This window comes from Helicobacter vulpis, assembly GCF_003660395.1.
Taxonomy (GTDB): Bacteria; Campylobacterota; Campylobacteria; order Campylobacterales; family Helicobacteraceae; genus Helicobacter; species Helicobacter vulpis.
Genome location: NZ_QXQT01000002.1, coordinates 1 through 12,469 on the forward strand (window position 1 = coordinate 1; position 12,469 = coordinate 12,469).

At 52.4% G+C, this 12,469-nt stretch carries 11 protein-coding genes; all 11 read right to left on the reverse strand.

Annotated elements, in window-relative coordinates:
- Positions 1 to 2,802: AIR synthase-related protein (locus EAO38_RS00720; protein ID WP_121020334.1), on the reverse strand; the 2,802-nt coding region annotated here is incomplete at its 3' end.
- Positions 2,799 to 4,028, reverse strand: a complete 1,230-nt coding sequence (purD, locus tag EAO38_RS00725; RefSeq protein ID WP_121020335.1) for a phosphoribosylamine--glycine ligase — start codon at positions 4,026 to 4,028, stop codon at positions 2,799 to 2,801. The genes purD and EAO38_RS00720, both read right to left, overlap by 4 nt.
- Positions 4,029 to 4,036: 8 nt before the next feature.
- Positions 4,037 to 5,197, reverse strand: a complete 1,161-nt coding sequence (locus tag EAO38_RS00730; RefSeq protein ID WP_121020336.1) for a phosphoribosylaminoimidazolecarboxamide formyltransferase — start codon at positions 5,195 to 5,197, stop codon at positions 4,037 to 4,039.
- The gene (locus tag EAO38_RS00735) at positions 5,197 to 5,904 is read right to left on the reverse strand and encodes an IMP cyclohydrolase (RefSeq protein ID WP_121020337.1); all 708 of its coding nucleotides are present in this window, start codon (positions 5,902 to 5,904) and stop codon (positions 5,197 to 5,199) included. Before EAO38_RS00735 ends, EAO38_RS00730 begins: the two co-directional genes overlap by 1 nt.
- A complete protein-coding gene (gene purM / locus EAO38_RS00740) occupies positions 5,898 to 6,914 on the reverse strand; it encodes a phosphoribosylformylglycinamidine cyclo-ligase (protein ID WP_121020338.1) in 1,017 nt (338 codons plus the stop codon). The genes EAO38_RS00735 and purM overlap by 7 nt, the downstream gene beginning before the upstream one ends.
- A gap of 9 nt (positions 6,915 to 6,923) precedes the next feature.
- On the reverse strand, positions 6,924 to 8,324 hold the full coding sequence (purF, locus tag EAO38_RS00745) for an amidophosphoribosyltransferase (protein WP_121020339.1): 1,401 nt from the start codon (positions 8,322 to 8,324) through the stop codon (positions 6,924 to 6,926).
- Positions 8,325 to 8,332: 8 nt separating this feature from the next.
- A complete protein-coding gene (gene purC, locus EAO38_RS00750; RefSeq protein WP_121020340.1) occupies positions 8,333 to 9,046 on the reverse strand; it encodes a phosphoribosylaminoimidazolesuccinocarboxamide synthase in 714 nt (237 codons plus the stop codon).
- Positions 9,039 to 9,545 (reverse strand): 5-(carboxyamino)imidazole ribonucleotide mutase, encoded by a 507-nt coding sequence (gene purE / locus EAO38_RS00755; RefSeq protein WP_121020341.1) that lies wholly within the window; start codon positions 9,543 to 9,545, stop codon positions 9,039 to 9,041. Before purE ends, purC begins: the two co-directional genes overlap by 8 nt.
- 35 nt (positions 9,546 to 9,580) lie before the next feature.
- Positions 9,581 to 10,882 carry a 30S ribosomal protein S12 methylthiotransferase RimO gene (gene rimO / locus EAO38_RS00760; RefSeq protein WP_121020342.1) on the reverse strand — a complete coding sequence of 434 codons (1,302 nt, stop codon included), beginning with the start codon at positions 10,880 to 10,882 and terminating at the stop codon, positions 9,581 to 9,583.
- On the reverse strand, positions 10,872 to 11,339 hold the full coding sequence (locus EAO38_RS00765; RefSeq protein WP_121020343.1) for a phosphoribosyltransferase: 468 nt from the start codon (positions 11,337 to 11,339) through the stop codon (positions 10,872 to 10,874). The genes rimO and EAO38_RS00765 overlap by 11 nt, the downstream gene beginning before the upstream one ends.
- 8 nt (positions 11,340 to 11,347) lie before the next feature.
- A complete protein-coding gene (locus tag EAO38_RS00770) occupies positions 11,348 to 12,466 on the reverse strand; it encodes a pyridoxal-phosphate-dependent aminotransferase family protein (RefSeq protein ID WP_235852447.1) in 1,119 nt (372 codons plus the stop codon).
- Positions 12,467 to 12,469 lie beyond the last annotated feature (3 nt).

Genomic DNA, 12,469 nt, shown 5'->3' on the forward strand with positions numbered 1-12,469 from the left:
AGGGGGGAGAGGGGTTTTAGGGGGGCTTGGGGCATGGGTGGGGTAGAGCGCGCAGAGGGGCTCTAGGGCATCTAGATCTGCGAGGCTAATTTGCTGGGTTTGGTATTGGAGATAGGGTTGTTGGCTGGTGTATCCTAGTTTGAGCCCCCATGACAATTCTTGCGTGCTCTCCACCACAAAACCCCCATAGTGGGGCCCAAAGAGGGTTTCTAAACTCAAGGTGGGCTCTAACACAACCCCAATGCGATTGCCCAAGGCCATTTTCCAAAGCGCGTGGGCCACCCCTTGCGCGTTGAGGGCGTAAGCAGATAGGACAACGCCCTGCACGATGTGCGCATGCAAGGTGTGAAAAATGGCTTCTAAATCGCAGGGCAATCCGTGCGCGTCCAATGGCGGGCTGATGAGATAGAGATGGTGCCCAGGGGCTTTGAACTCTGGGCTAATAAGATGGGTGCTCTCTTGGGCGCAAAAGGCAAAGCAGATAAAACTAGGCGGGACGCTCAAATCTTCAAAACTCCCACTCATCGAATCTTTGCCCCCAATGCAGGCGATCTGCAGCCTCTGCTGGGCCAAAAATGCCCCCAACAACACCCCGGCCACCTGACCCCATTTATGCGCCTGTGTACCCAAGGATTGAAAATACTCTTGAAAACTCAAGTAGATGTCTGCAAACTCAGCCCCGCACGCGATGAGTTTGCACACGCTCTCCACCACCGCCATATACCCCCCTTTGATAGGGTCTTGTGCGCATGTGAAGGGGTCAAATCCAAAGGCCACGAGCGAACAAGTAGAGGTCTCTTCAAAGGGGATGGTGTGCGCCATGGCCTGAATGGGCGTGGCTTGATAACGCCCTCCAAGGGGCATAAAGATCGTGTTACTCCCAATAGTGGAGTCAAATTTTTCTACCAAACCCCGTTGGGACCCGTGGTTTAAATCTGTGGCTAAACGCTTTAAATCCTGTATAAAATTATAATGGGGTTTGGGGGGGGTGGGGGGGGTGGGGATATGCGCTTTGGCAAAACGGCGCGCTCCATGGCTGTGCAATAAAGACATCGGAATGCGCGCCATAAGACGATCATCAAAATACATTTCTAAGTGCTGCGAGGAGGTGATTTGGGCAATGGGGGTACTAAGTACCCCCTCACTCTCACAATAGGCTTGAAAGGTGGCTAAATCCTTGGCCTCTATCAACATGGCCATGCGCTCTTGTGATTCGCTCAAGGCCAAATCAAAGGGGCTTAAACCCGTGTACTTAGTGGGCATGGCATGCAAGTGGATACGCACCCCATTAGGGGCTAGCTCAGGGATGGCCACACTCACCCCCCCCGCGCCAAAATCATTACAGCGTTTGATGAGTTGGCAAAATTTTGGGTGGCGTATGAGTCGTTGGAGTTTGCGCTCTTGAGGGGCATCTCCTTTTTGTACCTGTGCCCCGCAAATCTCTAAAGACTGGGCGTGGTGGGCTTGTGAAGATCCGCTTGCTCCCCCCAGCCCATCGCGCCCTGTACGCCCACCTACTAGCACGATCACATCGCCTTCTTGTGCCTCTGCATAGCGCACATGATCTTGGGGGGCACAGCCCACCACCGCCCCTAGTTCTAGGTGTTTTGCCTTGTAGCCTGGGTGGTAGAGCTCTGCTACAAGCCCAGTGGCGATCCCAATTTGATTGCCATAAGCGCTAAAGCCCTCTGAAGCCCCTAGGGCTATTTTGCGTTGGGGGAGCTTGCCTGCTAGGGTGTCAGAAATGGGCTCAAGAGGGTTAGCGCACCCAGAAATGCGTATCCCCGCATAAACAAATCCGCGCGCAGAGAGCGGGTCGCGAATCGCCCCCCCGATACAGGTAGAAGCCCCTCCATAGGGTTCGATCTCTGTGGGGTGGTTGTGGGTTTCGTTTTTGAAAAAGAGATAGTAGGGTTTTGGGCCCTGGGGGGTGTTGCATTGGATAGCCAGAGTGCAGGCGTTGTTCTCCGCCCCCACCACCCACGCGCGCGCGCGATTCTTGGCTTTGAGCGATTTGGCCATGAGGGTGGAGAGATCCATCAAACTAATGGGCTTGTCATGCTGGAGTTCTTGGCGGGTGGCCATGTAGCGCGCTAAAATCTCTTGGGCTAGGGGGTATTCTGCGCTGATCTCTAGCTCTGTATGAAAAGTCGTGTGGCGGCAGTGATCTGACCAAAAGGTGTCTAAGATTTTGAGTTCTAAGAAATTGGGCTTGGGGAGGGTAGCAGCGATGTGATCCAAATCCGCGCGACAGAGGGCTAGATGGTGTTGGGCGATAAAGGCCTCTTTATTGGGGATCGCCTTGAGATCAAAGATGTCTTGGGGGGGGGGTGTGGGGGTGAGCGCGCGCGCACGGGCTAGGGGCAGGGCGACTTGGTGATTTTCTAGAGGGTTGATGAGGTAGTCGCGCACGCGTTGGACATCTGCAGAATTCAAGCACCCATAGAGTTTATAAATGCTGGCATGTTCTACTAGGGGAGTGGGCACTTGGGGGTTGAGCATTTGCAAACAGATCATGGCCGCATGGCTTCTTGGGCAAAACTGCCCCTTGAGAGTTTGGATCGCAAAGTGCGCGCCACAATCGCTAAGATCCAGATCTTCTAAGAGATCGTCCACTTGGGGTTGGCTAAAGACAATGTCGCGCGCGCGCGCCAAATCCTCAGGGGTGATATTCTCCACCAAATAGGCGTTGATGATCGCCACGCGCTCTAATTGTGGGAGGGCCAAGTGCGCGCGCAACTGGGCGCATAAATTTTGGGCTAAAACATCAAAACCCGCTTTCTTTTGCACATAGATAATCATAATTGCCCAATATCGTGGCGGTAGTAGCCATTTTTTAGAGAAATTTGGGCAATACGCGTGTAGCTCAACGCGCGCGCCTGCTGCAAAGTAGGGGCACTGCTGGTAATAGAGAGGACGCGCCCGCCCGCATTGCACAACCCCTGTGCGCTGTGCTTGACCCCTGCAAAGCAAATATCCAATTCTTTAGGATAACTTAAAACATGCCCGATTTCAAAATCTTGAGGGTAACCCTCAGAGGCAAGCACCACACAGCAGGCATGCAAGGGAGCAAAGCGCACTTCTTGTTTGGCAAGTTCTTGCCTAGCGCATGCTTGCATGATCGCTAATAAATCGCTTTGGAGCAGGGGGAGCAAGGTCTGGGCTTCTGGGTCGCCAAAGCGGCAATTATACTCTATCACTTTGACCCCCTGGGCTGTGAGCATGAGTCCAAAGTACAAACAGCCTCTAAAATCTAGCTTTTCTGCTTGGATACCCCTAAGAGTGGGTTCAAAAATCTTTTCTTGACACTCTTTGGCGATTTGGGGGGTGAAATAGGGATTGGGCGCGATGCAGCCCATCCCCCCGGTGTTGAGCCCTTGATTGCCCTCTAGCGCTCTTTTATAGTCCATAGCCGAGAGCATAGGTTTGAGAGTCAAGCCATCGCAAAAGGCCAAGACAGAGGCCTCTTTGCCCTCTAAGCATTCTTCTATGAGCACCCGACACCCGCTCTCCCCAAAGAGGTGATCCACCATTAAAGCCTTGAGATAGGCTAACCCCTCTTCTAGCCCAGAGATCACGCGTACCCCCTTGCCAAAGGCTAGTCCATCTGCCTTGATCACTACGGGAAAATGGCTTTTGGCTAAGAACGCGCTGGCCTCTTGCAAATCCTCAAAGGCGCGATGAGGCGCGGTGGGGATATGGTGGCGTTGCATAAACTCTTTGGCAAAAATCTTGCTCCCCTCTAGCTGCGCCCCGCTTTTTCTAGGCCCAAAGCATGCAAACCCGGCGTCTTCTAGCACATCTACTAAACCGGCTACTAAGGGATTGTCTGGAGCGACAATGATAAAGTCTAATTGTGTTTGCCGGGCGAAGGCAACAATGCCCTTTGTGTCGCTCACATGGAGATTGACACAGTGCGCGTCCATGCCCGCGTTGCCCGGAATGGCAAAGAGTTGGTGCTCAGGGGAGGCAATTTTTTTCAAAATGGCGTGTTCACGCCCCCCCGCGCCGATAATGGCTATTTTCATGCAATCTCCTAATGGTGAAATAGACGCAAAGAGGTGAAGGCCATGACCAACCCCATCGCATCGCAGGCTTCAATCACGCTTGTATCCTGTTTGCTCCCCCCGCTTTGGGCGACATAGCTCACCCCGCTTTGGGCCGCGCGCACAAGGCTATCGCTAAAAGGGAAAAAGGCATCGCTCCCCAAACTCACGCCCTTGATGTCTTTTAAGTAATCTGTGCGCTCTTGTGGGCTCAGGGGTTCAATGGGGTGGTGCAAATGGGTTAAATCTTGCTGTGTGAGCCCGTGGGTCAAATAAGCGTAGATGAGATTGTCCTTAGTGGGGCGGCTCAAATTCTCTTTAAAGGGGAGGGCTAGGACTTTAGGATGCAAGCGCAAATGCCATAAATCGGCTTTGTCCGCGGCGATTTTGGTGCAGTGGATGCGCGATTGTTGCCCGGCCCCCACCCCGATGGCCTGCCCCTGATAGGCCAAACAAATGGAGTTAGACTGGGTGTATTTGAGGGTGATCAAAGAGAGCAACAAGTCTTGTTTAGCATGGGGGGGGAGGTCTTGATGGCGTGTCACGATGCGATCTAAGAGCGCGGGGGTGATGGGCGCGTGGTTGCGTTCTTGTTGCAACATGATCCCAAAGACTTCGCGCGTCTCTAGGGGTGGGGGGGTGTAGTGTGGATCGATTTGCAAGATGAGATATTGCCCCTTCTTTTTTTGTTGGAGCAGGGCTAGCGCGTCTTTGGCAAAGCCTGGGGCGATGATCCCATCTGAAACCTCTTGAGCGAGCATGCGCGCGCAGGTGAGATCGCAGGGGGTACTCAAAGCCACAAAATCCCCAAAAGCGCTCAGGCGATCCGCCCCTCTGGCGCGCGCGTAGGCCGTGGCGATGGGGGAGGCGTTGAGTTGGGGGATATTGTGCAAAAAATAGGCTTGGATACGCGCTTCTTCTAGGGGCTGGGCCCACGCGCTAGAAATGGGGCTGGCGTGTTTAAAAGAGGCGGCACAGGGTTGGTTGCTGATCTCTTGGAGCTCCTTGACCAATTGGTAGGCATTCAGCGCGTCTAAGAAATTGATATAGCTAGGCGTGCCATTGAGCAATTTCAAGGGCAGGGGATCGGCGCTGAGTTTGGCGTGGGCTTGGTGGGGGTTGGTGCCGTATTTAAGGGGGATAGAGGGCATTAGATGTCCTTAGCGTTGAAAATGAGGGTTTGGACTTCATGGGTGTATGCATGCAAGGATTGCACGCAGAGCGCGATTTTGTAGGCGGGGTCTAAATGCTCCCAAATCTGGGTGCCAAATTCTTCTAAGGTGGGTGGGATGGCGATCTCTTTGGGTTCGCCACAAAAAGAGGGCAGGGGGGTGGCGTCATGGGCATAGGTGTGCAACAAATGCCCTCTACCGGGTAGACTTTCATAATCGTAGAAAAAACGCCCGCATGCTAGAGTGTCTGCGCCCTTAAGGGCTTTGATCAAACTCATCTGGTAGCTAAAATGCGAATCTTTGGGTTGGATTAGCGCGCTGATTCTAGGGGTGAAATGGGGCATATCTGGTTCAAAACTTTGGGTGTGCAGGGCTTGGTAAAAACTCTGCCCTGCGCTCAAAGCTTTAGAGATCACTTGGGTTTGGCTGCCATTGCTGATAATGATATAGGGGTGTTGGTGGATGATGGGGGGATAGAAAATCAAAGAGGTGTCCCCGGCATTATGGGGGTCTATCAAGGCGATTTGGATATTCTTGCCCTCTTGAGTTAAGCGGCGGTTTTGACTCTGCGCGCTGCGTCCCATTAAGAAATAAGCTAAGAAGAGATGAATGCCCTTTGGGGCTGTGCCTATTAAGATCCCACGCCCTAAGTAGCGTTGCGCGCCTAATACATGAGCAATTAGCATAAATGTACCCCCGCGCCCTCTTGGACTGTGCCTAATAGGTAGGCTTTTTCTCCCTTGGCATGCAAGAGCGCGATCGCTTCTTGGGCATGGCTGGGGGATAGCACACAGACCATGCCAATGCCCATGTTAAACACACCAAAGGCCTCTTGGGGCTCTAAAGACGCTTGGGTACATAGAAAATCAAAAATAGGGGGGGTGGGGAAGCTAGAGCGCGCAATTTTGGCCCCTAGCCCCTGGGGCAAGGCGCGCGGGATATTCTCAAAAAACCCTCCCCCAGTGATGTGGGCGATGGATTTAAGGGGGATGTGCTTTAAGAGTTGCAAAAGGGGTTGGACATAAATTTTTGTGGGCGTGAGGAGTATTTGGGCGAGGTTTTGCCCCTCAAGGGTGTAGGTGAGTGGGTCAATGCGTCGATCGCTTAAGATTTTGCGCACTAGAGAAAACCCATTGGAGTGCAGCCCGCTAGAAGCCAGCCCGATCAACACATCGCCCGCGCGCACATTCTGTATATTGAGCATTTTAGACTCCTCTACCACTCCCACGCAAAAGCCGGCTAGATCGTATTCGTCCTTAGCATAGAATCCGGGCATTTCAGCCGTCTCTCCCCCTAAGAGTTCGCAGTGGGCTAGGATACAGCCTTGCGCGATGCCCTTTACAATGCTCTCCACCTTGCTAGGTTGGTTTTTATCTAGGGCGATGTAGTCTAAAAAGAACAGGGGTTTAGCCCCCACGCACACAATGTCGTTCACGCACATCGCCACGCAATCTATTCCAATGCTCTCATGTTGATCGAGCAAAAAGGCAAATTTGAGTTTTGTACCCACGCCATCGGCCCCACTCACCAGAACAGGACGCGCCATGCCCTGGGTGTCCAGCGCAAAAAGCCCCCCAAATCCGCCAATTTGGTTGAGGGGTTGGATCTTCGTGCGCGCGATGTGTTTTTTAATGCGCTCTGTGGATTGATAACCGGCTTGGACATCTACACCGGCGCTTTTATAAGAGGTGTGCATGGCTTTCCTTTAGATGTGGGTGGGGGCTTTTAAAGTCGTGGGTTCTGTGGGGGTGGGGGTGGGATAGCCCCCCCCAAAGCAGGCCGCGCAAAATTGATGCCCCTCTAGCATAAAGGCGATGCCCTCTAGGGGCAAATAGGCCAGAGAATCCAAGTCTAGAAGTTTGGTGATTTGGGCTAAATTGTGCTGGTGGGCGATGAGGTGCTCTTGAGAATCCACATCCGTGCCATAATAGCAGGGGTTAATAAAGGGGGGTGAAGAGACGCGCATATGGATTTCTTTAACCCCCACAGCGCGCAAGAGCTTGACAATGCGCCGCGTGGTGTTGCCCCGCACAATGGAGTCGTCAATGAGCACAATGCGTTTACCCCGAATATTGGGAATCACCACATTGAGTTTTAGGCGCAATTTCTCAATGCGTTCTTGTTCTGGGGCGATAAAGGTGCGTGTGATATAGCGATTTTTGATAAAACCCACTGCGTAGGGGATCCCAGATTCTTTAGAATACCCCAAAGCCGCATCGATCCCTGAATCGGGCACTCCCACCACGACATCAGCGTCTGCGGGGTGCATCTTGGCAAGATAGGCCCCCGCTCTCAAACGCGCTAGGTGTACACTCTTGCCCTCTAACATAGAATCCGCGCGGGCAAAATAGATGTATTCAAAAGAGCAGATTTTGCGCGCCGCGCTAGGGACTCGCATGGACTTAATCCCCTGTGGGCTAAAAACGAGTATCTCGCCCGGGGCAATGTCGCGCGTGAAGCTAGCCCCTAGCGCGTCCAGCGCGCAACTCTCTGAAGCGACAATGTCAATCCCTTGAGCGGTTTTGCCATAGCATAGGGGGCGAAACCCAAAGGGATCGCGCACGGCGACAAGCTTATTAGGGGCCATCACCACCAAGCAATAGGCTCCCTGCAAAGAGGGCATGCACGCCTGTATGGCTTCTTCTAGGGTTGCACTCTCAAGGCGGTGTTTGGCGATGAGATAGAGGATCACCTCCGTATCGCTAGAAGTGTGAAAAATACAGCCCTGCAATTCTAATTCACGGCGCAAGGGCAGCGCGTTCACCAAATTACCATTGTGGGCAATGGCTAGGGATTCTTTAATGTGGTTGATGAGCATGGGTTGGGTGTTGATGCGGTTGTTCTCCCCAGTGGTGCAGTAACGCACATGCCCGATACAAACCTCCCCCTTGCCCAGCAAGGCTAGAGTGGACGCGTCAAAAACCTCGTTCACCAAGCCCGTATTTTTGTGGTAGGTGAAATGCCCCCCACAAGAGAGGGCGATCCCACAGCCCTCTTGACCTCTGTGTTGTAGGGCGCATAGCGCGCTGTAAGCCAGCGGGGCGAGGTGAGAAGTTTGGGGCGCAAAGGCCCCAAATACCCCGCATTCTTCTCGAATTTCTTGCATGCTAGGACCTAGTGAGAAACTTTTTGCAAGATCGTCTCATAGGCTTGACACAGCCCTCCTAAATCCTCTCTAAAGCGATCCTTGTCCAATTTTTGGCGCGTTGTGGCGTCCCAAAACCGACAGGTGTCCGGAGAAACCTCATCGCCTAGCACAATTTGCCCCTGGGCATCCTTGCCAAATTCTAGTTTGAAATCCACCAAAATCACCCCCTTAGATTTGAAATAAGCCCCTAAGAGATCGTTGATCTGCAAAGCAAGGGCGCGCAGGGTCTGCAGCTCTGCATGGCTGGCTAGCTTCAGAGCTAGGGCGTGATCGTCATTGATCAGAGGATCGCCCAACGCATCGTTTTTATAGCAAAACTCTAATACCGGGGTTTCAAAGGGTAACCCCTCTTGCAAACCCAAGCGTTTGGCAATGGAGCCGGCCGCAAGATTGCGCACAATCACTTCTAGGGCGAACATGGTGAGCTTTTTGACCCGGGTTTGGGTGGGGCTGAGCTCTTGGAGAAAATGCGTGCTAATGCCCTGTGTTTGGAGATATTGCATCAAGTAGTTGCTAATGCGGTTATTCAACGCGCCCTTGCCCTCTATAGTAGCTTTTTTGAGGCCATTGAAGGCGCTTGCTGCGTCCTTATAATCCACGATGTAGTGCTGGGGATTGGAGGTGGCATAGATTTTCTTGGCCTTACCCTCATAGAGCAAATGGCATGGACTCTCAAGCATGGGATTCCTTATAAAATTGAGATGAAAGGGCGCGATCGTCTTGGAGGATTTTAGCCTCATTGTCGCGGCGCATTTGTTGTAATTTCTTGGCGAGTACGCCCTCATGCAGGGCTAAAATCTCTAGGGCAAGCAAAACGGCGTTTTGTGCGGCGTTGATCCCCACGCAGGCAACCGGTACCCCGCTTGGCATCTGTACGCTGGAGAGCAGAGAATCCAACCCGCCCAAATCCTTTGTGAGAATGGGCAGGGCGATCACGGGTAAAATACTCAAAGAGGCGATCACCCCGGCCAAATGCGCGGCTTTGCCTGCAGCCGCGATGAACACCCCAAAATCGCCATGGGACGCTTGCAAGACAAATTCATGGAGGGCGTGGGGGGTGCGGTGCGCTGAGAGTACATGGACTTCAAAGGGCGCTTGAAAATCCTGCAAGATCGCAATCCCGGGTCTAAGCACCTCTAAATCGCTAGAGCTTCCCATTAGCAGGGCAATTTTTTTCATCAAAGACCTTTAAACTGGTGTGTGTCGCCGCGCGCTCATGCGATGAGTCTTCCTACCAACATCCCCTCTTGATAAGTGTGGCAGATGGCGCGGTAATGTCCGTGTTGTACCTTGTCTAGCGCGCTCTCATTGATGAGAATCTCCCCATCAATTTCTAAACCCCATCGCCTATCGCGCGCGCGCAAAAAGAGCCCATCCTCACTCAAGCCCTCTACAATGACTTCAATGGGTTGGTGCAAGAGTTTTTGCATGGACGCTTGGACCTGCTTTTGCACGCAGGCGTTGATGGTGTCTAGGCGTTGGTTGACCACCCTATCAGGCAAAGAGGGCATGTGATAGGCGCGCGTGTTCTCTTCTGGGCTAAAGGCAAAGAGATTGATGCGATCAAAGCTAAAGCTTTCTAAAAACTCTTGCAAGATCGCCATGTCCTCTTCGCTCTCACCTGGATGCCCTAGCAATAGCGTGGTGCGCAAAAAGCTCTCCGGGATACTTTTCATGTGGGTCAAGAGTTTTAGATGGGCTTGGGTATTGGAGTTGCGGCGCATGGTTTTGAGCATGGCATTGGAGATATGCTGGATGGGCATGTCAAAGTAATTGGCAAAAATGCGCGAATGTGCGATGGTGTCTATGAGGGCTAGGGTGGTGGTGCTAGGATAGAGATAGAAGATGCGCGCGCTCTCTATGGCTTGCTGGGCATCAATGGCTTTAATGAGAGAAATGAGCCCGTCTTTAACCCCCTGATCGCGCAGATAAGAGCTCGAATCCTGGGCGATAAAGCTAATATCGCTAAAGCCCTGTTTGGCAAGATCTTCTACTTCTTTCAAAATCTGGGCAATTTGCTTGCTTTGCAAAGCTCCCTTGAAGCTAGGGATCGCACAAAAACTGCATTGTTGGTTACACCCCTCTGAGAGCTTGACATAGGCATGCACCTTAGAGCCCGTGATGACGCGCGCATTTTGCGCCCCTGCCAAAAACACGCTAGAAGAAAACGCGCTCTGCTTGGCTTTGATGAGTTGATCGATGCGATCATAATCCCCCACGCCTGTAAAAATGTCTATTTCGGGCAATTGCGCTTGCAACTCTTCTTGATAGCGTTGAGTCAAACACCCACTAGCCACCACCAACGCGCCCTCTTTGCGCGCGCTAATGGCTTCTAACAAAACCTGTATGCTCTCCTGTTTGGCAGAAGTGATAAACCCACAGGTGTTCACGATGATCACATCGGCTTGGCTAATCTCTTGGGTGAGCTCATAATGGGCTAGTTTGCCCAACATCACCTCACTATCCACCAAATTTTTAGAACAGCCCAAAGAGATCAAATAGAGTTTAGGGCGCAAGAGAACCTCCTTGTAAATCCACTTCCCAAAAAAAATCAATCCAAGAGCGCGCTTCTTTGAGCACGAAATCGGCTTGAAAACGCGCGCTTCTTTGAGCAAAGAGCACCGCGCTTTTAAAGCACACCTGCGGGTATTGTGCTTGCAAGACCTCCATCACGCCCTTAAAACTCTTCCCGCTGTCCACAATCTCATCTACAATGAGCACCTGTTGGTGCTGGGGTTTCAAGCAGGGTACATGCGCGATCTCTAGTGCGCCCTGTGTGCGCTCTGCGCTATAAGAACTCGCGTTGATCCCATAGACCGCCTTAATATCCCAATACAGCCCTAGAAAGTGCGCCAAAGTCATGCCCCCTCTTAAAATCGCGATAATGGCTTGGGGCTTGAATTGCTCTTCTACTTGTTTGGCTAGGGCTAACACATCTTGCTTAAAATCGCTATAGCCATAATACTGAGTCATGATCCTCCCTAGTAGTAATGCTGCATAAAGGCGCGCATTGCTTCGCCCTCAAAACGCGCCCGCAAGCCCAAATCCACCAAACTCTGTTCTAGGGCGTTGAGCACCCATGCGATCTCGTGTACGGCAATGATCCCCATATGGTTAATGCGCAAGAGCAAGTCTTTGAGATGATCCTGCCCCCCTGCCACCACCACGCCATAGGTTTTCAAGCGCTTTCTGATCTCTAGGGCGCGTTCATGGTAAATCGTGCTCATGCTCAATGCCGGATTCTTGGGGTAAATTGACAAGCCTAACGCTTTGAGCGCGTGCGCGCTAGCTAGCGCGCGCTGGGCGGTGTTGGCAAAGAGGGCTTTAAAGCCCCCCAATTCAGCAACGCATGTAAAGTAAGTTTGCAACGCCATCACATGCGAAATGCCTGCGGTAAAAGCGGTGGTGTTGTGTTGCTGTTTTTGCAATTCTAAGGCTAGGTTGAAATAATACCCATGGGGGCGCAGTTGGCAAAGAGCATGCGCGCTCAGACCCATAAAGCTCAAACCCACCGGCAACATAAACGCCTTTTGACTCCCCCCAATCAACACATCTACATGGGAGACTTCTAAGGGTTCTACGCCTAAGGCGGTGATCGCATCCACAATCACTAGAAAATTAGGATCATGCCCCTTGAGAGCCGCGCTAATCTCCTCAAAATCCAAACGCAAACCCCCAGAAGATTCGCACACCTGCAAGGCGATCGCCTCTAAACTGGGGTGCGCTTGCACGAAAGCCAACACCTCTTGGGCGCTAATGGGGGTGTCCCAAGGGCTTTTGATCTCTAGGTAGTTGATGTGGTGCGCCTGAGCGATTTTAACAAAGCGTTCTCCAAATTTGCCATTATTGAGCACTAAGAGCTTGGGTTCATGGCTATGGGCGCTCACAAAGGTACATAAACTCGCCTCCATCGCGCCCGTCCCGCTGCTCACCAAACTAACCACCTCTTGCATGCCCATCATCTCTTTGAGTTGCGCGCGCACTTGCCCAAAGGCTTGTTCAAATTCCTGAGTGCGGTGGTGTGGGGCGGGCTGGCTTAGAGTACGCGCAATTTGGGGCGCAATGGGGGTAGGGCCGGGGGTGAATAGTAGGGGTTGCAAAAT